Origin of the sequence: Sphingomonas yabuuchiae, from assembly GCF_001477495.1 — a bacterium.
GTDB lineage: Bacteria > Pseudomonadota > Alphaproteobacteria > Sphingomonadales > Sphingomonadaceae > Sphingomonas > Sphingomonas yabuuchiae_A.
The window spans coordinates 51,666-76,544 of the sequence record NZ_LDTF01000028.1 but is presented as its reverse complement, the minus strand read 5'-3'; the positions used below and the strand labels follow the sequence as shown (position 1 = coordinate 76,544).

Genomic DNA, 24,879 nt, shown 5'->3' with positions numbered 1-24,879 from the left:
GTCGCGGTGATCGGCGCGGGCGGCATCGGCTCCCCCGCCATCCAGTATCTGGCGGCGGCGGGTATCGGATCGCTGGTACTGATCGACGACGATGTGGTCGAGTCATCCAATTTGCAGCGCCAGACCATCTTCACCACCGAGGATCGCGGCACGCCCAAGGTGGAGGCCGCCGCCGCCCATGTCGCGCGACTCAACCCGCATGTGACGGTCGCCGTGCACCGGGTGCGGGTGACGCCGGACAACGCCGCCGCCCTGATCGAGGACGCCGATGTCGTCCTGGACGGCTGCGACAATTTCACGACCCGGCTGGCGGTGGCCGATGCCGCGCTGGCCCTGCGCATCCCGCTCGTCTCGGCGGCGGTCGGGCAGTTCGAGGGGCAGCTGGCTGTCTATCGCGGCTGGGAAGCCGACAAACCCTGTTATCGCTGCTTCGTCGGCGAAGCGGCCGACCAGGCCGGGCTGACCTGCGCCGATGACGGCGTGCTGGGGCCGGTGACGGGAGTGATGGGCAGCCTCGCCGCGCTGGAGGCTTTACGCGCCGCCGCGCCATTTGGACGGGACAGTGCGGGGAGCATCCTGATCGCCGACATGCTGACCATGCGGTTCCGCACGCTCGCCTTGCCCAAGGACCCCGGCTGTCGGTGCGCTCACATGGTCGCGGTGGCGGCATGAGCGCGCGGCCGACGCCGCCGTCGGGCTGGCTCGACTGGACGGGAGACAAGGGCTGGATCGGGCAGGTCACCGGCCTGCCCGACAGTACGCTCCACGCCTATGCAGGGATGGCGATCCTGACCCTTTCGGCGCTGATCATGCGGCGCAAGCCCTGGGACTGGCGCTGCTGGCTGACCGTGCTGGTGATCGAGACGGTCAACGAAGCCTATGACCTGCTTCAGCCCTTCTACGCCACCGATGAAGGCAATCTGCCCGCCAGCTGGTTCGACATCTGGAACACGATGCTATGCCCGACGGTGATCCTGCTGACCTTCGGCTGGCTCGCGCGGCGGGCGGACCGGCGGGAGCGTTAATGCTCATTCCTCCCCTTGCAGGGGAGGTGGCAGACCGAAGGCCTGACGGAGGGGTGTCGCGCCCGGCGAGAGCGGGTCTCACTCACAACCGGCGACACCCCTCCACCAGCTTCGCTGGTCCCCCTCCCCTTGCAGGGGAGGAATGAAAAAGGGGCGGTAGCCTTTCGGCCCCGCCCCTCTTCAACCACGTAGAAACCCTATTAGCCGAGCAGCTTCGTCGCGAACTCGCGCACCGCCGGGCCGATATCCTCACGCGCCAGACCCAGCGCCAGGTTCGCGGTCAGCCAGCCCGCCTTGTCGCCGCAGTCATAACGCTGCCCGTCGAAGGTAAAGCCGTGGAAGGGCTGGTTGCCGATCAGCTTGGCCATCGCGTCGGTCAGCTGGATTTCACCGCCTGCACCCGGCTCCTGCGCGTCGAGAATCTGCATCACCTCGGGCTGCAGGATGTAGCGGCCGGGGATCATCAGGTTCGACGGCGCCTTGCCCTTGGGCTTTTCGACCAGCGCGGTCACTTCGGTCAGGCGGCCGTCCTGCTTGCCGGGCGAGATGATGCCGTACTTGTCGGTCTCGCTGTCGGGCACTTCCAGCGCGCCGATGACGTTGCCGCCGACCTGGTCATAGGCCTCGACCATCTGCTTCATGAAGCCGCCAACCATCAGTTCGTCGGGCAGCAGCACCGCGAAGGGCTCGTCGCCGACGATCTCACGCGCGCACCACACCGCATGGCCCAGGCCCAGCGGCTCCTGCTGGCGGACATAGACGGGGCTGCCCGGCTTCTGGCGAATGCCCTCGATCACCGCGAGCGACTTGCCGCGCGCCTTCATCGTGGCTTCGAGTTCGTAGGAGATGTCGAAATGATCCTCCAGCGCACCCTTGCCGCGGCCGGTGACGAAGATGATCTGCTCGATCCCCGCTTCCAGCGCTTCCTCGACGGCGTACTGGATCAACGGCTTGTCGACGACGGTCAGCATTTCCTTCGGCATCGACTTGGTCGCGGGCAGAAAGCGCGTCCCCAGCCCCGCTACCGGGAAAACAGCCTTGCGAACCTTCTTGATCGTCATGAAACACTCCCTGAATCAATCTGCCTCTAGCCGTATCGTGCGGCGCAACATAGCCTCGCGCCAGCGGGATGCGGTTAGGGTGTCCTTAAAAGCGACAGGTTACGAATCGCACGATGACGCGCGCCCCGATCCTCATCATCTTCGGCACAAGGCCGGAAGCGATCAAACTGTTCCCTGTTGTCAGGGCATTGCGCGACTCGGGTGCCGTGCCGGTCCGGGTCTGCGTGACCGCGCAGCATCGCGGGATGCTGGACCAGGTGCTGGATATCGCGGGGCTTGTGCCCGATCATGATCTGGACCTGATGGAACCAGGCCAGTCGCTCGACCGGCTGACCGCACGGCTGCTGACCGGGCTGGGCGAGGTGATGGATAGCGAGCGTCCCGCCATGGTCGTCGTGCAGGGCGATACCGCGACCGCCATGGCCGGCGCGCTGGCCGCCTATTACCGCAAGATACCGGTCGCCCATGTCGAGGCGGGGCTGCGTTCGGGCGATATCTACCAGCCCTGGCCCGAGGAGGTGAACCGGCGGATGATCGCGCCGATCGCCGCCCTGCACTTCGCGCCAACCGAAACGGCGGCCGCCGCCCTGCGCGCCGAGGGGATCGATCCGGCGCGGGTGCATGTGACCGGCAACAGCGTGATCGATGCCCTCCACTGGACCAGGGCACGGATCACCGCCGATCCGACGCTGGCGTCTGGGATCGATCCCGTGCTGGCGCGGCTGGCGGGCAAGCGAATCCTGCTGGTCACGACGCACCGGCGCGAGAATTTCGGCGACGGCATGGCCGCGATCGCCCGCGCGTTGCGCCGGATCGCCGAGCGGGAGGATGTCGGCATCCTTTTCCCGATGCATCCCAACCCCAATGTCGTGGCGGTGATGGACGAGATATTGGGCGAACATCCCGCCATCGCGCGCATCGCGCCGCTCGACTATCCGCAATTCGTCCGTGCGCTGGATGCCGCGCAGATCGTGCTGACCGACTCGGGCGGTGTGCAGGAGGAAGCCCCCGCACTCGGCAAGCCGGTGCTCGTCATGCGCGAGACGACCGAGCGCCCCGAAGGCGTGGCGGCGGGCACGGCCCGGCTGATCGGCACCGATGAGGACCGGATCGCTGCGGAAGTCTTCGCACTGCTCGACGATACAGACCGCTATGCCGCCATGGCGCGCGCCCACAATCCGTTCGGTGCAGGCAATACCGCCGAGCAGATCAACAGGATCATGACCCATGCCCTTGGACTCTGAACTTTCGGTCACGGTGATGGGGCTGGGCTATATCGGCCTGCCCACGGCTGCGATCATCGCGCGGACCGGCGCGATGGTGACCGGTGTCGACGTCACCCCCTCGGTCGTCGACACGATTAATTCGGGCCGCGTCCATATCGAGGAGGTCGATCTGGACGGCCTGGTATCGGGCGTGGTCGCACGTGGCAGCCTGAAGGCCTCGCTGACCGTCGCCCCGGCCGATGTCTTCGTCATCGCGGTGCCGACACCGTTCACCACGGAACGCCAACCCGACATCACCTTCGTCCTGGATGCCGCGCGAGCGATCGCGCCGGTGCTGAAGAGCGGCGACACGGTGATCCTCGAATCGACCTCGCCCGTCGGCACGACCGAGCAGGTCCGCGACCTGATCGCGCGCGAACGCCCCGACCTGAAGCTGCCGGGGGCCACCCGGCCGGGCGAGCAGGCCGATCTCGCCATCGCCTATTGCCCCGAGCGCGTTCTGCCTGGGCGTATCCTGGTCGAACTGATCGACAATGACCGCGTCATCGGCGGCATCACCCCGCGTTGCGCACGCAAGGCGCTGGCCTTTTACCGGCGCTTCGTGCGCGGAGCCTGCGTCACCACCACCGCACGCGCGGCGGAGATGACCAAGCTGACCGAGAACGCCTTTCGCGACGTCAACATCGCCTTCGCCAACGAACTCAGCCTGGTGGCGGACACGCTAGGCGTCGATGTGTGGGAGGTGATCCGGCTGGCCAATCGCCATCCGCGCGTGAACATCCTGTCGCCCGGCCCGGGAGTCGGTGGCCATTGCATCGCGGTCGACCCCTGGTTCCTGGTCGCCGCCGACCCGACCAACACGCCCCTGATCCGCACTGCACGAGAGGTGAATGACGGCAAGACCGACCATATCATCGCCCGCGCGGCCGCGATGATCGAGGCACAAGACGGACCGGTCGCGTGCCTGGGACTCGCGTTCAAGGCCAATATCGACGACTTTCGCGAAAGCCCCGCGCTGAAGGTCGCGGCCGCCCTCGCCGCCCGGTTCGGCGAGCGTGTCCATATCGTCGAACCCTATGCCACCACCCTGCCCCGCGCCTTTGACGGGACGGGAGCGCGGTTGATCGACATCGACACCGCGCTGGAAACTTGCGGGGCGATGATCGTTCTGGTCGACCACGATATTTTCCGATCCGTTCCGCTCGACGAACGTCGGGGAAAGACCGTTCTGGACACGCGCGGGCTGTGGCCCGACCAGAGCTGAGGCCCACGTCGCATTGCGCGAGCGCATGGTCGGGACTAAGCACAACCGCCTATAGCGGATATCAGACCATCCATGCTTGCCAAGCTGTTGAATCTACGAAAGCGCGTTCCTGATTTCGTACCCGCCATGGTGCCCGGTCTGCGGGTCTATGCCGTTGGCGATATCCATGGTCGGCTCGACCTGCTCGATGCCATCCTGACGCGGATCGAGGCGGATCACGCCGCGCGTCCCCCCGCCGAACGCCACATCATCTTCCTGGGCGATCTGGTCGACCGGGGTCCCGATTCGGCCGGGGTCGTGGAGCGCATCCGCCAGCTCAGCGCCAGCGATGAGCACGTTCATTGCCTGATGGGCAATCATGAGGAGATTTTCCTCCGTGCGATCGACGGCGACGACAAGGCGCTGCGCCTGTTCTGCCGAATCGGCGGGCGCGAGACGATGCTCAGCTACGGCGTCTCCGGGGAAGAGTATGAGCGGCTAGACTATAATGAGGTCGCAGAACGGCTGAAGGCCGTGGTGCCGCCCGAGCATCAGCTGTTCCTGTCGGACCTCAAGGAGATCATGATTCTGGGCGACTATGCCTTCGTCCATGCGGGTGTGCGCCCGGGCATCCCGATCGCCGAACAGAAGCTGGCCGAGACCCGCTGGATCCGCGATCCCTTCCTCGATCACCGCGCCCCACTCGAAAAGATGGTCGTCCATGGCCATACGGTCGCCGAAGAGGCAGAATTTCTGCCGCATCGCATCGGGATCGACACCGGCGCCTATCAGAGTGACCGTTTGACGGCGCTGATGCTGGAAGATCAGGCGCGAGAGATTTTTTCCACCTGACGTCTCTTTACCGAGGCGAAACGTTTGCCGGGGCATTCCGTTGAGCGGCAAAGCAACGTATAGCCGCAGGGCGGTAAAGTAATGTTGCATTGCCGCATCAGTGTGGGAGCATATCTGTCCCATACTCGTTGGTGGGGTTGCCTTGGGACGGCTCGCGTGCCATGGCCCTGCTGACATTTTTAAGGGAGTTAGACATGCGTCTTGGGAAGTTTCTCGTCGCCGCTGCCGCCGTTTCGATGACCGTTGCTCCGGCGATGGCTGCGAACCCGGCTGCCAGCCTTTCGGTTTCGAAGTCGGTCCGCGCGTCGGCTCCGGCTGCCAAGAAGAACGGCCTGGCCGGCGGTGGCATCCTCGTCGCCGTTCTGGCGGCTGCTGCCGTCGTCGCCGGCATCGTTGTCGTCGCCGACTCGGACGATTCGGCCGACAGCAACTAAGTTGCTTCAGCCTCACGGCTGAAAGGAATAGCGGCCTTCGGGCCGCTATTTTTTTGTCTGGTGAAGACGGGGTTCGTTTGCCTCATTCGTGAGACACGTCCCCGATGTTGATGATCGACATGAGAAGACTGCCGATTTCCTCCCAGGCGTGCGGTACGTGCTGCCCTATGCTTTTGACGCTGGAGGACCTTGATGCCGGCGCCTTGGAAAGCATCTCATTGAGAGACGCGAGGAAGCGACATGGCGCTTAGCGACGTCCAAGCGCATCCTCATTCGCCAAGATTTGCAGCAATGCACTTGGCTGGGCGAACCAAGCCCATGAGGCTATCGCAAAATTTGCGTCCTCCACCGGATTGGCCCCTCTACGAGACCCGAGCCTGCCTGTCCGCGACTTGGAGTGCGATGACCTCGCCCAATGGCAGCATAGCCATCCTCAAGAGATAAGGGGCGAGGAAGTTCCTTGACGAGCGGGGGCCATATGGATGCGCCCTTGGGCCCCTTAAGGAAAAGGGCGTATTCACTTCCAAGCCCTTCCCCCACGAAACAAGCGGGTTCGGCGGCCGTGCCCCCAACATAGCAACCGTACTCGGGCCTTCGCGGCGTGGATCGCGCGGTGAACGGTAGCCGTTCTCCAGCAGCAAGCATTTCGACACGCCGGGTCCGCCACGATGGCCCGATCGCCAAACGCAAAATCGCCGGAACCCTGTAGGGCTCCGGCGATCGCGATCCGATGGGAAACGCTTGGGCTAAGCGCGCGTCTTAGCGGGGCGACGGTGCGCCGGGAGCACCGCCGGGCATCGCGCCAGGACCACCGGCACCACCCATCATCGACTGCTGCGCCTGCATCTGCCGCAGGACCGATTCGGGGATGAAGTCGATCATCTCGACGTCGAACACCAGTTCCGAATTGGCAGGGATCGGGCCGTTCGCATGGTCGCCATAGCCGAGCTTGGCAGGCAGCCAGAAACGGTACTTCGAACCCTTGGGCATCAGCTTCAGCGCTTCGGCAAAGCCGGGCAGCACGCTCGACAGCGGCATCGGGGTCGGCTGCTTCGAGGCGTCGAAGACGGTGCCGTCGATCAGGCGGCCGGTATAGTTGACCAGCGCCACATCGGTCGCGGTCGGGTGCGCCCCGCCCTGACCAGGCTCGATCACCTTGTACTGAAGACCCGACGCGGTCGTCGTGACGCCTGCGCCGCGCGCCTCGCGCACCAGGGCGGCATCGCCCTGACGCGCCAGCAAGGCAGCGGCTATCACGGCCGCCACCACCGCAACCCATATCCAGACCAGATAGGAACGCCGGACGGGACGAAGGGGAACAGCGGTTACGGACATGCCTGTTTCTCGCTCTGTGCGTGGGCGTTCAGGGAATGCGGCGCTCGAAGCGCAGACCGATTCGCCTCATGCGATTCGGCCGATGCCGGGCGGCGCCGCCCCTTCCGCGAAATGCGAAAGGATCACGGCACCGCCCGGCGAGACGCTTACCGTGCGCCGTCGCGCTCGGCGCGCTTGCGCTCCAGCTTGCGGGCACGACGCACGGCCGCTGCACGCTCACGAGCGCGCTTTTCCGAGGGCTTCTCGTAATGGCGACGGAGCTTCATTTCGCGATACACGCCTTCCCGCTGCAGCTTCTTCTTGAGCGCGCGAAGGGCCTGATCCACATTGTTGTCGCGAACGATGATCTGCATAAAAACGAATTGCTCCGGCAAAACAGGATAAAGCGGCCGCAGAACAACTGTGGCCGCATCGTCGGGCGCTCCTAGCAGCGTGGTCGCCCGATGACAACCCGCTGGATCGGAAATCGCTTCGCCGCACGGCATCCTCCACTCGGCCCCGAAGGGCCTGATATGAACGTGCTTGTCATGTGGCGGCCATGCTGCGGTGATCCCCCGCCCCCTAGAAGCGTCGCTGCCCGGCTAACTCCCGTATGCCGGGCACCCTGACATGTTCACGGGCCTTTCAGGCCCAGGAACGAAACGGCACGGTGCCTCCCCTGTCACCGCGTCAGCCCCGGTCCGGTCCGCCGGACCGGGGCCTCTTTCAGCCGCGAGCCGACATGGCTAAGGCAAGCGCCATGACCGTCCCCGCTTCCCCCGCCACGCCGCTGACCCTGTATAACAGCCTGACCCGCGGGTCGGAGACCTTCCGGCCGATCGATCCGGCCAATGTGCGCGTCTATTCCTGCGGGCCGACCGTCTATAATTATGCCCATATCGGCAATCTGCGTGCCTATGTCTTCACCGATACGCTGTCGCGCGTGCTGCGGTGGAAGGGCTGGCCGCTGACCCATATCATCAACATCACCGATGTCGGCCATCTGACCTCCGACGCGGATGCGGGCGACGACAAGATGGAGGCCGCCGCGAAAAAGAGCGGACAGGATATCTGGGCGATCGCCGCGCATTACACCGATGCCTTCAAGCAGAACCTGAAGGATCTGGGCATCGCCGAGCCGACCCGCTTCCCGCTGGCGACCGAACATGTCCCGCAGATGATCGACTTCGCCAAGGCGATCGAGGCGAAGCACTGCTACCGCCTGCCCGACGGCCTGTATTTCGACGTGACGACCGTGCCGGACTATGGCCGACTCGCCCGGCATCAGGATGACGAGGGCGAGAGCCGGATCGATCCGGTCGCGGGCAAACGCCACCCGGCCGACTTCGCCATCTGGCGCGCCTCCGCGCCGGGCGAGAATCGCCAGATGGAATGGGACAGCCCCTGGGGTCCGGGCGCACCCGGCTGGCACTTGGAATGCTCGGTGATGAGCAAACAATATCTGGGCGCGCAGTTCGACATCCATACCGGCGGCATCGACCACCGCGAGATTCACCATCCCAACGAGATCGCGCAGAACCAGGCGCATAGCTGCACCGCCGACAGCGGCGCGAACATCTGGATGCACAACAATTTCCTGGTCGACCGCACCGGCAAGATGTCCAAGTCGTCGGGCGATTTCCTGACGCTCCAGGCGCTGATGGATCGGGGCTTCCACCCGCTCGCCTATCGCCTGATGTGCCTTCAGGCGCATTACCGGTCGGAGATGGAGTTCGGTTGGGACGGGCTGGCCGCCGCGCAGGTGCGACTCAAGCGCCTCGTCCAGACGGTCGAGGGGCTTCGCACCCGCGCCGATGCGCCCGAAAAGGGCGATGCGGCCTCCTATCGCGATCGGCTGGACGCCGCGCTGTCGGACGATCTGGCGACACCGCGCGCGCTGCCGGTGCTGGACGAGATGCTGGGCGACAAGACGCTGTCGCCGGGCGTGCGAATCGCCGCGCTGGCCGATTTCGATGCGACGCTGGGGTTGCAGTTGGCAACGCTGACCCGCACCGATCTGCGCACCCGACCCAAGACCGCCACGTTGAGCGAGCCGGATATCGAGGCGCAACTGGTCGAACGTCGTGCGGCGCGGGCGGACAAGGACTTTGCGAAGAGCGACGCGATTCGCGACACGCTGATCGCGGCTGGAGTCGAGGTGATGGACGGGGACCCGCTAGGCTGGGACTGGAGGCCGGTGCTGCCCGAGGGTTAAGCCCTCCGCCGGTTCAGCGCCGCCCGCGCGGCGATCGCATCCGCAGGCCGATGAACAACACGGTCGGCCAGAACATGGTGTTGGCGATGTCGCCCAGCGTATCGGTCCAGCGCCACGACCCGTAATGCAGCCGGTCGAGAATCTCGTTCCCCGCCTCGGCCAGCGCGACGCAGGCGAGCGGGATTGGCGTTGCCAGCGACTTGCGAGTCAGGATGCGCGCCAGGAACAGCACCGCCATGCCCGCATGAACGTGCAACAGACTGTCGGCCATGCCGGTGCCGTCGCCGATCCACTGGATGAAATCGGCATAGCGTTGAGGAATATCCATGGCCGCCGCTTGCCCCGGCGGAACGCGACTTACAATCCCCGCACCGCATGAGGCCCCTGCCCCGCGCCGAAATGCGAGAAGGCCCGCAATCCTTCGGGTGGGATTGCGAGCCTTTCAGGCCGGATCGACATTCAACGATACAACGATGTCAGCCCGCGATCAGAAGCTGCTCCAGTCGTCGTCCTCCTGCTTCACCGCCAGATTGCCCTGGATCGGGCTCGGCGCACGCCGCACCGGGGCGGGCGCCGCGGCTATCGGGCGGCGCATGGCAGCGACCGGCGCGGCCCGTGCCGTCACCGTCTCGTCGACGCGGAAGCGGTTGACCTGCTCCTCCAGCGCGCGGGCTTCGGCGGACAAAGCGCGCACGGCGGCGGTCACTTCCTCGACCATGGCGGCATTGGCCTGAGTCACGCCGTCCATGTCGTTGATCGCCAGATTCACCTGCTGGATGCTCGTCGCCTGTTCGGAGGCGCCACCCGCGATCGATTCGACCAGCCCGCTGATGTCCTGCATCCCCGTTGCGATCAGGCGTAGCGACTCGTCGGTCTTGTTGGCCAGTTCCACGCCGCTGCGTACCCGCTCGACCGTGGTCGTGATGCGGGCGCTGATGTCGCGTGCCGCTTCGGCCGAGCGTTCGGCGAGCGCACGCACTTCCGAGGCGACGACGGCAAAGCCCTTGCCCGCATCACCCGCGCGCGCCGCCTCGACGCCTGCGTTCAGCGCCAGCAGGTTCGTCTGGAAGGACAGGCCGTCGATCACCGCGATGATCTCGGCGATTTCGTTGGACGAGCGTTCGATGTCGCCGATGGCCGATACGGTACGCCGGACGATCGCCTCGCTGTTGGCGACGTCGCTGCTCGCCTTGCGGACGATCCCCTCGGCCGACTGCGCCTTGGTCGCCGCCGCCGTCACCGACTGGGCGATCTCGTTCATCGCGGCCGAGGTTTCCTCGATGCTCGCCGCCTGCTGCTCGGCACGGCGGGCGAGATCGTCGGCGGCTTCGTTCATCTCCACCGCGCCGCTGCTGATCCCCGCCGCATTGACCCGTACCGCGCCCAGCGAGCCCGACAGACGCGAAACGGCCGTGTTGAAGTCCCGCTCGATCGCCGCATAGGAAGCGGGGAAGCCCGAAAGCCGGGCCGTCAGGTCCGAGTCGGCCAACTGGCCCAGCGCGCCGCCGATCCGTTCGACCACCTCATTCTGTTCGGCGTCCGCGCGCGCCTTGGCGACGGCTGCGTCGCGGAAAACGACGACGGCCCGCGACATGCTGCCCAGCTCGTCGCCGCGTTCGGCATCGGGAACGGCGATATCGTTGCGACCGCGCGACAAGGCTTCCATGATTCCGGTCAGCCGGACGATCGGCCGCCCCAGCGCGCGCGACAACAGCATCGCCATCGCCGCCGCGACACCGATCATCACCACCGCCCCGATCGCCAGGCTCCATTGCCCGGTCAGCAGCGCCGTCTTCCGAGCCGCACGCACATTCTTCAATTCCGCGACGGTCTGCGCCCGGACATCGCGCAAGGCCTGCAGGACCGTGGTGACTCGAACCCGCTCGCTATTGTCGCGAAGCCATTGCTGGGCGCCCTCCCGGTCGGTGCGACTGCGCTCGATCAGCGGATCACCGATCGTGCGGCGCCATTCCTGCATATGCTCATGGGACCGAGCGACCGCCGCGCGGGCCTTTGGATCATTGTCCAGCAGCGCGTCGAGCTTGGCCGCGGACTGTATCTCGGTCGCGCGCGATTCGAAATACTGCTTCAGATAGGCTTCGTCGGAGGTGATCAGGAAACCCCGCATCTGGCTGTTTTCGCGCTGGACCCCGCCCTCCATCTCCAGCGTGTAGCCATAGATGTCCTGGGCGTGGCTGCTTTCCGACGTCGTCGCCTGAATGCGGGCGAAAGCCCACCACAGCACGCCGATCATGACGAATACCGTCATGATGACGAGCGCGAAGGACAAGCCGATCTTCTTGGGTATGGGCAAGGATGAAAGCATGGCGATTCCCGACACATCGCGCGCTGTCATGCCCGCGATTCCCACCCGGCATAGACCCCAACTACAAACGGTTTGTTAAATGCCTACACTTCCAACCTATTGTAATGCCGCCCCAGTTCGGTCGAGCAGAGGCGGGCGATAGGGCGTCGGCGCGCCCGCCGGTATGGCCGCGATCTCCGCCGCGACGGCATCGGCCCGCGCCGAGGAGGATGGGTGCGTGCGGCTGCGGAAGATACCGCCATCGACCTCGCCGCCATGCTCGCGCCAGAAGCGCACCGCATCCTGTGGATCATAGCCCGCATTGCGCATCAGGTTGACGCCCAGCAGATCGGCCTCCGTCTCGGTCTGGCGGAACAGCCGCCCGTTGCGCCCGAACTCCGACAGGATGCCGCGCTTCACGCCCGCCGCGTCCAGCCGGTCGCGATGGTGCAGGATGTTGTGCGAGAATTCATGCGCAACGACGACCGCGATCATCCGGTCGTCGAACCGCTCGAAGAAGCGCGATCCGATCTGGACGATATCGCCGTCCGCCGACGCGGTCAGCCCCGGCCCCATCAGCATCTCGAAACGCGACCGGCAACCGGGCTGGGCCGCCACCGTCACCTCGCGCTTCCGACCTTGGCGCAACAGAGTCAGGCGCAGCAGCCGGTCCGCGGGCTCGGCGGCGATCTGGCGCTGCGCGGCATCGCGGGTCGCGGTGTTCGCCTGCGACGCGCCCGCCGGGTTGACCGCGAAGAGCTTGCCGTCGACCGCTTCGATCGTGTCGTTCGGCTGCACCCCGGCCTTGGCCGCCGCGCTGCCCGGCACCACCGCCTCGACCGCGACCGGCCCCTCGAAGCCGAAGATCGCGGGCAGGTCCTTGCGCACGCCCGGGTCATATTGGTCGATCGCATGGATCACGATGCCGGGGGTCGGTGCCCGCTCGGGACAGATGGCGGCGTTCGCCGTCGCGAGCTTCCACGCGATGGTCGCCAGCCGCAGATCCGCGTCGCGCATTGCCCCGAAGAACGCGGTGTCGTCGGTCTTCTCGACCGCGATCAAAGGCGCGGCGGGCGCACGATCCGGCACCGACAGCAGGAAGGCGGACAAGGCGACGACCGCCGACGACAGGATGGAGGCACGCGACATCGTGCCTCCGCTACCGCCTCTGCCCCAAATCCGCAAAGCCGGTCGCCGCAATCGGCCGCCATTCGGCGCAAACTGGTATCAGGCGCAACAAAGCAGGCGACTTGGGGGGCTCAAACGCCAACTTCATTGCGTATGGGGTCGAATCGGCGCATGGGCGATGGTCGAAACCAAAGAAGACGAAAGAGCAGGACGATCATGGCCGCGAACTGGGCCCCCGACAGCTGGACCAACGCCGAAGCGCGCCAGCTTCCCCGCTATCCCGACCAGAATGCGCTGGACGCCGCGACCAAGACGCTGGCGACCTATCCGCCGCTGGTCTTTGCGGGCGAGGCGCGCAACCTGACCGCCGAGCTGGCCGAGGTGGCGGCGGGCCGGGGTTTCCTGCTCCAGGGTGGCGATTGCGCCGAGAGCTTTGCCGAGCATAGCGCCAACAACATCCGCGACACCTTCCGCGTCATCCTGCAGATGGCGGTCGTCCTGACCTTCGCCTCCAAGCTGCCGGTGGTGAAGCTGGGCCGCATGGCGGGCCAGTTCGCCAAGCCACGCTCGGCCGATACCGAGGTCGTTGGCGGCGTCGAGCTGCCCAGCTATCGTGGCGACAATGTCAACGACATCGCCTTCACCCCCGAGGCGCGCGTGCCCGATCCCCAGCGGATGCTGCGCTCCTATGCGCAGTCGGCCGCGACGCTGAACTTGCTGCGCGCCTTTGCGCAAGGCGGCTATGCGAACCTGCACCAGGTGCATCGCTGGACCCATGACTTCATGGGCCGCAGCCCCTGGGCGCAGAAATATAGCGAGATGGCCGACCGCATCGGCGAGGCGCTGGACTTCATGGCGGCATGCGGCATCGACCCGGCGTCGGTTCCGCAACTGGCGCAGACCAGCTTCTACACCAGCCATGAGGCGCTGCTGCTGCCCTATGAGCAGGCGCTGACGCGTCAGGACTCGCTGACCGGCGACTGGTACGACACCTCGGCCCATTTCCTGTGGATCGGCGACCGCACCCGCTTCGAGGGCTCGTCGCATGTCGAGTTCCTGCGCGGCATCGGCAACCCGATCGGCGTCAAGTGCGGCCCCAGCCTGGAGCCCGAGGCGCTGCTGCGGATGCTCGACACGCTGAACCCCGGCCGCGTGGCCGGACGGATGACGCTCATTACCCGTTACGGCCATGACAAGATCGAAGCGCATCTGCCCAAGCTCGTCCGTGCGGTGACGCGCGAGGGGCATCCGGTCGTCTGGTCCTGCGACCCGATGCACGGCAACACGATCAAGGCGGCGACCGGCTACAAGACCCGCCCGTTCGACCGCATCCTGGCCGAGGTGCGCGGCTTCTTCGCCGTCCATCGCGCCGAGGGCACCCATGCGGGCGGCATCCATGCCGAGATGACCGGGCAGAACGTCACCGAATGCACCGGCGGCGCGATCGACGTGACCGAGCAGTCGCTGGCCGATCGCTATCACACGCATTGCGACCCGCGCCTGAATGCGGGCCAGAGCCTGGAACTCGCCTTCCTGCTGGCCGAAATGCTGAACGAGGAAATGTCCGAACGCCGCAAGGACGCGGCGTAATCGGCCCACAAAGGGCGGGGTGACTCGAGGTCATCCCGCCCTTTCATTTTTCTGAAGCTTTCTTCGGGGAAGCGCTTGACGCCCGCCCCCGCCCCGGCTAATTGCGCCGCTCCACTGCACACGGCCCCTTCGTCTAGCGGTTAGGACGTCGCCCTCTCACGGCGAAAACACGAGTTCGATTCTCGTAGGGGTCACCAGCTTCACAGCAAAGCGTGGACATTCCGCACATTCTCCGGATTCTCCATTCCCCGACATCGCAGGCGCGCCGCGTCGTGCGGGCCATTCAGCATTCGCTATCGCGAAGAACTGGCGCCGCGTTATCGGTGTGGAAATGGATTTACCATCGATGGCGGAAGTCAGCCGATCCGGGCTGCATAGAGCGATCTTGCGCCTGACTCCGAACTGGAATCCAAAAATCTTGGCGGCAAAGGCGGCAACGCATCCATGCCGAATGCGGATAGCCGGGCGCGAACCTGTCGCAGCGTCATCGGCGTCCGGCACGCCCGCCCACCGCGCCGTACAAATCGTCGATCATAGCGAGGTGGCGAATGCCGGACAGACGGCCAAGGCCCAATGGGCCGTTGGGGGTGCATAATGTCGCGATTAAAACCGCCACGCGCCCGGTCGACGGATCACAGGCCGACGAATAACAGGGCGGCACGTGATGCCGCCCGACAGTGAAGATTTAAGCGACCAACGCGATCAGGGCGCCCCAGACCAGCGTGCTGGCAGCGGCAAGCACCATGACCGACAGGACACTCTTCTGCGAAGGGGGGCTGTCCAGCTCGGACAGGGGCGCAGCCAGCGAATCGTAACGCATTTAACCTCTCCTCATCGGTACGATTCTTTGCCGTCCGATTATGAAACAAGGTTAGCCGCCATCATGCAAATCGCAACTGGAAATTTTAAAAATTTCGGCGGCGCCTGCGCGTTTTCATCGCTTACTGTTAATCGCCCGGTCTATCACTGGCCGCATCGCCGACACCACGATAGTCGATCCCGGCGTGGTTAAATGAACATAATCAAATTGTAACGGCAGTCCGCTGGCGTCCGTATTCCGGCATTTGCCGCCGGAGCACAGCGCCTCCACCGCCGAAAAATATGTGACGCCAGCCTTCTTCGCCGCCTCGCGCATCTTCGCATCGATGGGCCAGATGGTCGAATCGAGATGCTGTTGGGCCAGCGCGCCGCTCTGCGACGAATCGAAGAACAACAGGCGCGGCAGGGCGGCGTCGTAGCGCGGCAATGGGCCGACCAGCACGACGTTCAGCCCCCACCCACGCAACTCGGCCAGGGTCGCGCCGATCTTGTCCGCATCCGCCGACTGCCAGTTGCCCGCGAGCACCACTGCATCGGTGGTCCGGTCGCGCGCTGCTTGGCGCAGGGTCCGGTCGAAGAACCGGAGGCACGGCAAATCCTTGCTCTTGTCCGCGATCTGGGGCGGGCAGCCCGCCATGGTCGCCTGGGTCACGGCATAATGCGACAGCGTGGTGGCAAAGCCCGGCCACAGATGTGCGGCCGTGCTGTCTCCCAGGATCAGGATGCGGGGGCCATGGCCCATCGGGGTCAGGCAACGCTTTGGATCGAAATGATCCTCGGCCGCAATCAGGAAGCAGCTTCCCCGGCGATAGCTGATTTCATGATCGCCATCGACCACCTTGGCGATCGCCAGGCGCCCGGCGTCGTAGCGCCCGGCAAAGCCGTTCGCCGCGACGATGCCACCCGCGATCAGCGCCCCTGCCGCCATCGCCGCCCCCGCTCCGCGCAGCAGCGGCCCGGTCCGCAGCGCCGCGATGGGCGCGCGAAGGCCCTGCTCCACCAGCCGGTAGGACAGCCAGGCCAGTAGGATCGAGACGACGATCTCGCCCGCAATCACCTTGGGATCGACATTGGGCAGGAACAGCCACAGCGCGGAAAAGACGATCACCGGCCAGTGCCACAGATACAGCGAATAGCTGATCCGCCCGAAGAAGCGCAGCGGCGCGATCGACAACAATGCACCGGTCAGGGTCGACCGCCCGGCATAGATGATCGCACAGGTCGCCAGACAGGGCGGAATCGCCGCCGCACCGGGGAAATACATGGTGTCCGAATAATAGCGGATGCACAGCAACAGGGTGAGCAGGCCAAGACCCGCCAGCCCCTCGCGGACCAGGCGCGGCAGACGCTCGGACGAGGGCAGCAGCGCCAGCAGCCCGCCGACGCCCAGTTCCCACGCACGGAACGGGATGAGGTAGAAGGCAGCCGCAGGCTCGCGCACCACCATCCAGACCGAAGCGGCCAGCGACGCCACGACCACACCGCCGAGCAACAGCCACAACAGCCGCCGCGACCGGCCCGCGCCGAAGGCCAGCAGGAGCGGCCAGAAGATGTAGAATTGCTCTTCGATGGCGAGCGACCAGGTGTGGAGCAGCGGTCGGCTCATCGCCGCGGTCGTGAAATATCCCGTGTCGGCATAGAACTGGATATTCGACACGAAGAAGATGGTGGCGACCAGCGAGCGGGCATACAGCACCAGCTCGTTGGGCGTCATCGCCACCGCCGCCATCACGGTGACGGCGGCCAGCATCGCGAACAGCGCCGGAAAGATGCGCAGCACGCGACGGCGATAGAATTGCGCGATCGAGAAGGACCCCGCCGCCACGTCGCGGGTCAGGATCATCGTGATCAGAAAGCCCGAGATCACGAAGAAGATGTCGACGCCGACAAATCCCCCGCCAAAGCCCCGGACATGGGCATGGTTGAACAGGATGGGCAGCACCGCGACGGCGCGCAGCCCCTCGATCTCCGGACGGAAGGTCGGGTGGAAATGACCCTTTGCCGCTACGGGTCCGTCCTGCCGCGCCTCGGCGCGCATCGACTCCGATCCCTTAACCCCCAACCGGCATCTTCCCTGCTGTCATGCGAATCGCCGCGGCACTTGCATGCCGCGGCTTGTCGCTGACCTCTATCGTGCCGCAGCGCGGCACGGCACCCTAAATCAGATGGAAGTGTCCCGCATTGAGAGCGAGGCCCGGATCGAGATGGGCAAAAACCACGGCCGCCTTCGATCCCGTGCCATCGGCATCGTACAGCAGGTTGCCGGTCTTGCTGTCATAGATGATCCGCGTGCTCGCATCCCGCACCGCATCCACCGCGAAGGCCGTGGCCGCCAGCGCACCACCGCTGGTCGCCAGCTTCCCGAAGATCGCACTGTCCAGATAGATGGAGTCGTCGGTCGTCGAGAAATCGTGGATCGTGTCGACATCCGATGTGATCGGTGTCTCGAAATAGAAGGCGTCCGCCCCCTTGCCCGCCCAGATCACATCGGCACCCGCACCGCCGTGCACCGCATTGGTCCCGTCCTTCAGAACGATCGTGTCCGCGCCCGCGGTGCCGGTGAACAGCCGGTCGGTGACGACCCAGGCCTTGTCATGATTCTCCTGGACCTTGACCCCGCCCGCATCGACGAAGCTGACTTCGCCACCGGTCAGCGTCTTGGTGGCGTCGAAATGCTTGATCGTCGCGACGCCGCTGGCATTGCTGTACTCATCATAATTGACGAGCTTCCACTTGCCGTCGAGATATTCGATCTTGCCGTTGCCATTGCCGTCGAGCGTGGTCGAGACGACCCCGGCGGCACCCGTCTTCTGGTCCCACCATTCCTTGACCGTGGCACCGTTCAGGATGCGCGTCGCGTCGGTCGACACCAGCGTGTTCTTCGCGTCGTAATGCTGGACGACCGTCGCACCGGCGGCATTCTTGGTGGTCAGGTCATAGCCCTGATAGGACCACCACTGGCCGTAATGCTTGGTCACGGTCGAGGCGGCGTTGACGAACACCTGGTCGGCCCCGATCATGCCGCCCTTGGCGTCATAGCGCGAGATCGTGGTCAAGCCGTTCTTCTCGACCACCTCGCGCCCGATCAGGGTGCCCGACAGGTCGTAGCGCAGCGTTTCGGTCGCGTTGGCGGTCAGCTTGTTGATCTGCTGCACCCCGATCGCGACGCCGGCGGCATCCAGCATCTTCTGCGCACCCGCCGCAATCAGCTTGCTGACGGCCGAGGGCACCTCGACGACGGGAGCGAGCTTGGCTTCGGTCGTCGGGGCGGGCTTGTAGGTCACGGTGGTTCCCGCGCCGCTCGCTTCCTTCAGGATCGTCCCGCCCTTCTGGTCGCTCGTCTCCACCGACAGCGAGAAGTTGTTCACCTTAAGCGTGCCGACGCCGGAATTCACCTCCGACCCCAGCTGAACCGAGGCGAGATAGTTCGACGTCGACAGGATTCCCATCTTGGTCAGCGCCTTGAACACCGCGGCCATATCGATCGATCCGGCCATCATGTCGGTGTCGGCGACGATCGCGGTATAGGTGCCCGAGTTGTACACCTTGCCCTTCACGCCACCGGCATTGAAGTCGCCCAGCAACGTGCCGAAGGCATCGAACGTGCCCTTGTGGGTCCAGATCATGATCTCATTGGTCACGGTCGACGGCCCGCCATTGGGGGTGTTCGTGAACCAAATGTCATAGGCGACGTTGAAACCGCCCTTGTTCCCGGCGATGGCGACGTCGAAATTGGCCGTCATCGAAACCAGGTCGGCCAGCTTGACCGGGAAGGTGTGGGCGGTGTCGGCGACGTTCTTGGTATCGCCATACGGGCTGACCCCGAACATGATGCTGGGATAGGCCTTGATGCTGAAATTCGGGTCGGTCGACACCGGGAAGGCCCAGTTGAATGTCGCGTTCTTGCTCGTATCCGCCTGATTGAACACCGATTCGATCTGGTAATCGGTGCCGTACTTCAGGCTGCCCGGATTCCACGCCAGGTTGAGCAGATAGACGCCGTTGGTGTTCCAGGCGTTGGTCGCGCCGTTCATGATCTTGGTGGTGGTGTCGCCCAAAGCCATCTTGCTGGCGTTCACCGTCCCCCCGATCGACGAGAAGCCGAAATCGGCGCCGGTCAGGTTGTTCAGCTGCACGCCGCGCAGCACCAGCTTTTCGCCATTGGCAAAGCCGATCTGGACGTCGTCGCCGACCTGGGTCGCGGCGGCCTTCAGGTCCGCGAAGCTGGCGATGCCATAGCCCTGAAGCTGGACGCTGTCCCACCCCGACTGGAAATTGTAGATCGCGTCCGAACCCTTGCCCGCCGTGACCTTGAACACGTCCGCGCCCGCACCGCCGACCAGCACGTCATTGCCGCCGCCGCCGTCGAGCGTCGCGCCGATATTGCCCGCGATCAGGATATTGTCCTGGGCGTTGCCGGTGCCCCACCAGGCCCAGGGCGAGTTCAGTACCAGATTCTCGATATTGTCGGGCAGGATGTAGCCGCCCGCGAACTTCACCTCGACCGTGTCATTGCCTTCATTGGCCTTCTCGATCGCCTTGCCGGTGATATCCCAGAGCACGTAATAATCGTCGCCCTTGCCGCCGGACAGGACCGAATTGGTGGTCCCGCCCAACAGTTCGTTGGCGTCCGTCCCGTTGAGAATCGGGTTCGCGACCGTCGCATAACGGGTGGATTGGCTAGCCGCCGACAGCGACAGCCCGACATTCTTGGCGTTCAGATACATGCGGATAACCCTCTTGGTTCGAATTCCAGGTAACCCGCCGAATTCCAATGATAGTTTCAGAGAACTGGCAAAGGCGCCGTTAACCAATTCGTAACGAGATGAACGCCGCAGTAACCGTTATCTCAAGCAGTTAGCGATATTTAGGGCCCAAAGCGGCCCGACCGGCCTTTCAACGTTCTTTAACCGGATCGGCGCTAAACGACGCCAAGCACGGCACCTCTGTTCGGTCCCGCTCGCCGAGAGATTAACATCATGCTCCGCTTGATTTTTTCGTCACCGACCAGTTCCACGCTGGCGCAGGCACGCGGCGCCTGCCGTCGATATTTCGCCGATGCGGCGCTGTTCAGCGCGGTGGTCAACATCCTGTACCTCGCGCCCTCCATCTACATGCTGCAGGTCTATGACCGCGCCCTGCCCGCGCGCAGCGGCGCGACGCTGGCCATGCTGACCGGCATGTTCCTGCTCGCGGTGATGACCAGCGCCGCGCTCGACCTGTTGCGCGCCCGGCTGCTGGTGCGCGCAGGCGAGCGGCTGGACCACCAGCTGGCCCGCCCGATCATGGATCGCCTGCTGAGCGCACGGCGGAGCGAGGCGGCGACCGCCGCCGTGCTGCGCGACTTCGATGCCGCACGGCAGACGCTGACCGGGGCCGGGGTCATGGCGCTGTTCGACACCCCCTGGGCGCCGATCTACCTCGTCATCTGCTTCCTGGTTCATCCGGCCCTCGGCGCGCTGGCGCTGGTCGGTGGTGCGCTGCTGATCCTGCTGTCGGTCCTGAACGGGCGCGCGACGGCCGAACCCGCCCGTCGCGCCCTGAGCGCATCGCAGACCCATTATGGCGCGATCGACGAGATGCTGCGCGGACGCGAGGTCGCGGTCGCACTCGGCATGGCCGACGGGCTCGCCACCCGCGCGCTGCGCCACCGTTCGGAAAGCGCGCGGCTCCAGACGGTCGCGGGCTTCACCGCCGCCACCTATGTCAGCATCACCAAGGCCGCCCGTCTCGCGCTCCAGTCGCTGGCGCTGGGCCTCGGTGCATGGCTGGCGATTCGCGGCAGCGTCTCGGCGGGCGCAATCTTCGCCTCGTCGCTGCTGATGGCGCGCGCGCTGCAACCGATCGAGCTGGTCACGGCGACCTGGCGCGGCATCGTCCAGTCGCGCGCGACCTATGAGACGCTCGACGCGCTGCTGGCCCGCGAGGACAGCGTGGCGCCCCCCGCCCTGCCCGAGCCGACCGGACAGATCCGGGTCGAGGAACTGCGCGTCGTCGCCGATCCGAACAAGCCCGCCCAGGCGATCCTGCACGGCATCGACTTCAGCGTCGAGGCGGGCGAGATGATCGTCGTCGCCGGGGCGTCCGGCTCGGGCAAGTCCACCCTGCTCCGCGCGCTGGCCGGGGCGATCGAGCCGCAGCGCGGCAGCGTGCGACTCGACGGCGCGGACCTCGCCCATTGGCCGGTCGATCAGCGTCGCCGCGCCATCGGCTATCTGCCGCAGTCGCCGACCCTGTTCCGGGGCACGCTGCGCGAGAATATCGCGCGCTTCGACACCGAACTGGCCGACCCTGCCTCCACCGATGCCGGCCTGGTCCGTGCGGCGCAGGCGGCGGGGATCCACGATGTCATCCTGCGCTTCCCCCAGGGCTATGATACGGTGATCGGCGATGGCGGCGTGACCCTGTCGGCCGGTCAGGCCCAGCGCGTCGCCCTGGCCCGCGCCCTGTACGGCGACCCTTGCGTGATGATCCTGGACGAACCCAATGCCAGCCTGGATGCCGAGGGTGAGGCCTGTCTCGACAAGGCGATCCGGGCGCTGCGGGCCCGCAAGGCGACCGTCATCGTCGCGCTTCACCACGGATCGCTGATCGCCGCCGCCGACCGCCTGCTCGTCATGAAGGACGGCCGGATCGAACGCATCGGTCAGCGGACCGATGTCGCCGACGCCGCCTGACCCCGACACCCGCGAAAAGAAGAGCTTTCCCATGAACGCCATCCTCTCCGGCAATCCGGTGGTCGACCGGCTCCTCGCGCCGTTCGCGCCGTCTCCCTCGACGCCGCCTTCGGCCCCGGCCGTCTCACCTGCGGCTATCGATCATGTCCCCGTCGAATCGCGCATCGGCCGCTGGCTGGTCGCGGCCTGTGCGGTGGCGCTCGTCTCATCGGCCACCTTCGTTCATATGGACGCCGCCGCGACGGTCTCCGGCACCATCGGCGTGGCGGGCAACGTCCAGACCGTCCAGCACCGCGACGGCGGCATCATCCGCAGCCTGCACGTCCGCGAAGGACAGCATGTCCATGCGGGCGACATCCTGATCGAACTGGCGGGCGGCGATGTCCGGGCCAGCGAGCGGGCCTTCGCGGCGCAGGCGCTGGGGCTTCAGGCCGAACGCGCCCGGCTGATGGCGCAACAGAGCGGCGCGACCACCATCGCGCCTCCGGCCGATTTCATCGGCCTGACCGGCGAGGACGCGGTGCTCGCGCGCGACGCGCTGGCGCTGCAGGAACATCAGCTGGCCGACTGGTACCGCCAGGCGCGGGCCCGCAACGGCATCGTCCAGCAGCAACAGGCGCAGCTGTCCGCGCGGATCGCGGGCATCGGCGACCAGATCAAGGCCAATGACCGCCAGTCGAAGCTGATCGACGACGAAACCGACGGCCTGCGCCAGCTGGCCAAGCGCGGCTTCGCCAGCATCAACCGGGTCCGTGCGATGGAGCGCGCCAATGCCGCGCTGGTCGGCGAAAGCGCCAATCTGCGCGCCAGCGCCGCCGCCACCCGCGAACAGATCGGCGAGGCGCGGATGCAGGCGCTTCAGGTCAGCAGCCAGCAGCAGGTGGAGGCGTCGCAACGCCTGGCCACGGTCGAACAGTCGCTGGGCGAGCTGATGCCGAAATGGGCCGCACTGCGGCGCCAGGTCGAACAGCAGATCGTCCGCGCCCCGGTGTCCGGCCAGGTCGTCGGCCTGGCCGTATCCACCGTGGGCGGCGTCATCGCGCCGGGCCAGAAGCTGATGGAGATCGTACCCGACGCCCGCCCGCTGACCGTCGACCTGATGATCGCCCCGGCCGATGCCGACGATCTGGCGGTGGGTCAGAAGGCCGAGATCCGCTTCCCCGAACTCGCCAATCGCGGCCTTGCGCCGGTCGAGGGCAAGATCACCCGCGTCTCGGCCGCCAGCGTGGTCGAAGAAAAGACCGGCACGCGCTACTTCACCGGCGAAGTCGCCGTGCCGCGCGCCGCGATCGATGCGATCCGGGCCAGCACGCCGGGCCAGACCCTGCGCAACGGCCAGCCCGCCGAGGTGATGGTGACGCTGCGCCGCCGCACCCTACTCGATTACTGGCTGGAGCCGCTGCTTCAGGTCTTCCGCCGCAGCGGCGGCGAGCATTAAGAGGCCGTTTGAAACGTGCCGATGGCACGTTTCGCGGCACCGCGCCCGTTGCCCCATTCGCGCGTTTTCAATCCAGATCTAAGACACATCGCTCGGGCAGGTAGCGGTTGCGCCGCCTGCCCGACACACTCTACAAGCCGCGCGATGTCAGGAAGCCCGCCCTGTGGATGATCCCTCCCCATCGCGGCCGTCGCGCCCGAACGCGGACGCCCCCCATCCCGAAGAGCTGCTGCCCGAATTTCGCCCTCGCGCGATGCGGCAGCCGGTGCCGCCCGCTTTTCTGGGGCTGCTGCTCATGCTGGTGCTGCTCGCCTTTGCGGGCACCGCCTATCTCGTCTGGTCCGCCTATAATGCACCGATCGGCGTGACGGGAGGCGACCGCCTGCCTGTCGAGCGACTGCACGGCCGCGCGGGCCAGGGCACCGACCCGCTGGCCGCCCCGCCGCCGGAAATCGCACCCAACACCAATATCGAGATGACGCCGGACGAAGCCCGGCGGCAAAATGCCGAGCAGCCCTTCTTTCCGAAGCAGTTGGTCGCCGCCCGACCCTTCTCGCTGCCCAGTACGACGGCGGCGGCGGATCGCGAACAGGCGACGACCTGTCTCGCCGCGGCGGCCTATTATGAGGCCGGTAACGATCCGGCGGGCATGGCGGCGGTGGCGCAGGTCGTACTCAACCGCGTCCGCCACCCGGCCTTTCCGGCGACGGTGTGCGGCGTGGTGTTCCAGGGCGCGGAGCGGCGCACCGGCTGCCAGTTCACCTTCACCTGCGACGGCGCGCTGACCCGCCGCCCGGTCCCGGCGATCTGGCAGCGCGCGCGACAGGCGGCGACACTGGCCCTGACCGGCTTCGTCTACAGCCCGGTCGGTCAGGCGACCCATTATCACACCGACTGGGTCGTCCCCTATTGGCGCAGCCAGCTCGTCAAGATTGCCCAGGTCCATACCCATCTCTTCTATCGCTGGCCCGGCGGCTGGGGCGAACCCGCCGCGTCGCGCCGCAACTATGCGGGCGGCGAGACGATCGATCCGCGCATCGCCAGCCTGATGGTGCCGTCCGAGGAAACGCCCGGCACGCCCACCCTGCCCGATCCGACCGTGCCGACCTCCACCGAACTGGCGCAAGCGCCGGCCATGCCGTCGGTCGATCTGCCCGCCGCCGATCTGGGCGGGAACAGCGTGCGCGGCTATGATCCGAGTCAGGCCAGCTTCATCCTGCAACTCACCCCCGGCGGCTTTGCGGGCAGCTATGCCCTGATCGCCTACAAGCTGTGCAAGGGGCGGACCCCCTGCCGGGTGGCCGGGTGGCGCGATGCCGCCAGCGTGCCGCGCGACAACCGGGTCAGCGATCAGGCGCGACGGACCGCGACCTTCCTCTACGAACGGCTGGGTCCCGGCAACGAGACGGCACGGTGGAACTGCCGCGAAGTCGCGCGCGAAGACACCAGCCAGTGTATTCCGGGCACCAGCTGATCGCCGGGCCGCAATCGCGTCCCGCTGGCGGAAAGGGGATGTCCTACACGTCCCGAACGAACATATAGGGAACACTCC

Annotated in this window: 20 protein-coding genes and 1 tRNA gene; 12 read left to right on the top strand and 9 right to left on the bottom strand. The window is 66.0% G+C overall.

Features of this window, described 5'->3' with window-relative positions; translation table 11 throughout:
- Both NS355_RS07095 and NS355_RS07090 read left to right on the top strand, forming a co-directional pair.
- The coding region (locus NS355_RS07095) for a HesA/MoeB/ThiF family protein (RefSeq protein ID WP_058745072.1) at nt 1–672 on the top strand (672 nt) is incomplete at its 5' end.
- The gene (locus NS355_RS07090; RefSeq protein ID WP_058745067.1) at nt 669–1,025 is read left to right on the top strand and encodes a hypothetical protein; all 357 of its coding nucleotides are present in this window, start codon (nt 669–671) and stop codon (nt 1,023–1,025) included. The genes NS355_RS07095 and NS355_RS07090, both read left to right, overlap by 4 nt.
- Nucleotides 1,026–1,225: 200 nt before the next feature.
- Here the strand turns inward: NS355_RS07090 and galU are convergent, their stop codons facing one another.
- Nucleotides 1,226–2,086, bottom strand: coding sequence for a UTP--glucose-1-phosphate uridylyltransferase GalU (gene galU, locus NS355_RS07085; RefSeq protein ID WP_058745066.1), 861 nt, complete (start codon nt 2,084–2,086; stop codon nt 1,226–1,228).
- A 113-nt stretch (nt 2,087–2,199) separates the two neighbouring features.
- On the opposite strand from galU, the gene wecB reads away from it, so the two are divergent.
- From wecB to NS355_RS07065, 4 genes are all read left to right on the top strand, one after another.
- Entirely contained in the window at nt 2,200–3,330 is a 1,131-nt protein-coding gene (wecB, locus tag NS355_RS07080) for a non-hydrolyzing UDP-N-acetylglucosamine 2-epimerase (RefSeq protein WP_058745065.1), read from the top strand.
- The gene (gene wecC / locus NS355_RS07075) at nt 3,314–4,576 is read left to right on the top strand and encodes a UDP-N-acetyl-D-mannosamine dehydrogenase (protein ID WP_058745064.1); all 1,263 of its coding nucleotides are present in this window, start codon (nt 3,314–3,316) and stop codon (nt 4,574–4,576) included. Before wecB ends, wecC begins: the two co-directional genes overlap by 17 nt.
- A gap of 72 nt (nt 4,577–4,648) precedes the next feature.
- Nucleotides 4,649–5,407: a metallophosphoesterase family protein gene (locus NS355_RS07070; RefSeq protein ID WP_058745063.1), complete on the top strand. Its 759-nt coding sequence runs from the start codon at nt 4,649–4,651 to the stop codon at nt 5,405–5,407.
- A 161-nt stretch (nt 5,408–5,568) separates the two neighbouring features.
- On the top strand, nt 5,569–5,841 hold the full coding sequence (locus NS355_RS07065; protein ID WP_244489584.1) for a hypothetical protein: 273 nt from the start codon (nt 5,569–5,571) through the stop codon (nt 5,839–5,841).
- A gap of 759 nt (nt 5,842–6,600) precedes the next feature.
- Here NS355_RS07065 and NS355_RS07060 read toward each other — a convergent pair.
- On the bottom strand, nt 6,601–7,176 hold the full coding sequence (locus NS355_RS07060; RefSeq protein ID WP_058745062.1) for an FKBP-type peptidyl-prolyl cis-trans isomerase: 576 nt from the start codon (nt 7,174–7,176) through the stop codon (nt 6,601–6,603).
- Nucleotides 7,177–7,322: 146 nt separating this feature from the next.
- Nucleotides 7,323–7,529, bottom strand: a complete 207-nt coding sequence (gene rpsU / locus NS355_RS07055; RefSeq protein ID WP_007404630.1) for a 30S ribosomal protein S21 — start codon at nt 7,527–7,529, stop codon at nt 7,323–7,325.
- A 386-nt stretch (nt 7,530–7,915) separates the two neighbouring features.
- On the opposite strand from rpsU, the gene cysS reads away from it, so the two are divergent.
- Complete coding sequence (gene cysS / locus NS355_RS07050; RefSeq protein ID WP_058745061.1) at nt 7,916–9,370, top strand: cysteine--tRNA ligase; 1,455 nt, start codon at nt 7,916–7,918, stop codon at nt 9,368–9,370.
- Nucleotides 9,371–9,383: 13 nt separating this feature from the next.
- Here cysS and NS355_RS07045 read toward each other — a convergent pair whose 3' ends face one another.
- The 3 genes from NS355_RS07045 to NS355_RS07035 all read right to left on the bottom strand — a co-directional run bounded on the left by NS355_RS07045 (nt 9,384) and on the right by NS355_RS07035 (nt 12,824).
- Nucleotides 9,384–9,698, bottom strand: a complete 315-nt coding sequence (locus tag NS355_RS07045; RefSeq protein ID WP_042490260.1) for a hypothetical protein — start codon at nt 9,696–9,698, stop codon at nt 9,384–9,386.
- A gap of 159 nt (nt 9,699–9,857) precedes the next feature.
- Nucleotides 9,858–11,726 (bottom strand): methyl-accepting chemotaxis protein, encoded by a 1,869-nt coding sequence (locus tag NS355_RS07040; RefSeq protein ID WP_153008098.1) that lies wholly within the window; start codon nt 11,724–11,726, stop codon nt 9,858–9,860.
- A 66-nt stretch (nt 11,727–11,792) separates the two neighbouring features.
- The gene (locus NS355_RS07035) at nt 11,793–12,824 is read right to left on the bottom strand and encodes a M48 family metalloprotease (protein ID WP_084787647.1); all 1,032 of its coding nucleotides are present in this window, start codon (nt 12,822–12,824) and stop codon (nt 11,793–11,795) included.
- A gap of 195 nt (nt 12,825–13,019) precedes the next feature.
- Here NS355_RS07035 and NS355_RS07030 point away from each other — a divergent pair, with 195 nt between their 5' ends.
- Together NS355_RS07030 and NS355_RS07025 are read left to right on the top strand one after the other, a co-directional pair.
- Complete coding sequence (locus NS355_RS07030; protein WP_058745059.1) at nt 13,020–14,393, top strand: class II 3-deoxy-7-phosphoheptulonate synthase; 1,374 nt, start codon at nt 13,020–13,022, stop codon at nt 14,391–14,393.
- A 122-nt stretch (nt 14,394–14,515) separates the two neighbouring features.
- Nucleotides 14,516–14,590: transfer RNA gene (locus NS355_RS07025), tRNA-Glu, on the top strand.
- Between the two features lie 488 nt (nt 14,591–15,078).
- On the opposite strand, the gene NS355_RS19395 is transcribed toward NS355_RS07025, so the two are convergent.
- The 3 genes from NS355_RS19395 to NS355_RS07015 form a co-directional block, all read right to left on the bottom strand.
- Complete coding sequence (locus tag NS355_RS19395) at nt 15,079–15,213, bottom strand: hypothetical protein (protein WP_275934714.1); 135 nt, start codon at nt 15,211–15,213, stop codon at nt 15,079–15,081.
- A gap of 114 nt (nt 15,214–15,327) precedes the next feature.
- Nucleotides 15,328–17,250: an acyltransferase family protein gene (locus NS355_RS07020; protein WP_058745058.1), complete on the bottom strand. Its 1,923-nt coding sequence runs from the start codon at nt 17,248–17,250 to the stop codon at nt 15,328–15,330.
- A gap of 118 nt (nt 17,251–17,368) precedes the next feature.
- On the bottom strand, nt 17,369–19,939 hold the full coding sequence (locus NS355_RS07015; protein ID WP_058745057.1) for a GH12 family glycosyl hydrolase domain-containing protein: 2,571 nt from the start codon (nt 19,937–19,939) through the stop codon (nt 17,369–17,371).
- 252 nt (nt 19,940–20,191) lie between these two features.
- Here NS355_RS07015 and NS355_RS07010 point away from each other — a divergent pair, with 252 nt between their 5' ends.
- The 3 genes from NS355_RS07010 (at nt 20,192) to NS355_RS07000 (ending at nt 24,801) form a co-directional block, all read left to right on the top strand.
- Complete coding sequence (locus NS355_RS07010) at nt 20,192–21,889, top strand: type I secretion system permease/ATPase (RefSeq protein WP_058745056.1); 1,698 nt, start codon at nt 20,192–20,194, stop codon at nt 21,887–21,889.
- A gap of 31 nt (nt 21,890–21,920) precedes the next feature.
- On the top strand, nt 21,921–23,327 hold the full coding sequence (locus tag NS355_RS07005; RefSeq protein WP_167345420.1) for an HlyD family type I secretion periplasmic adaptor subunit: 1,407 nt from the start codon (nt 21,921–21,923) through the stop codon (nt 23,325–23,327).
- A gap of 163 nt (nt 23,328–23,490) precedes the next feature.
- Nucleotides 23,491–24,801 carry a cell wall hydrolase gene (locus NS355_RS07000; protein WP_058745054.1) on the top strand — a complete coding sequence of 437 codons (1,311 nt, stop codon included), beginning with the start codon at nt 23,491–23,493 and terminating at the stop codon, nt 24,799–24,801.
- The last annotated feature ends 78 nt before the right edge of the window (nt 24,802–24,879 follow it).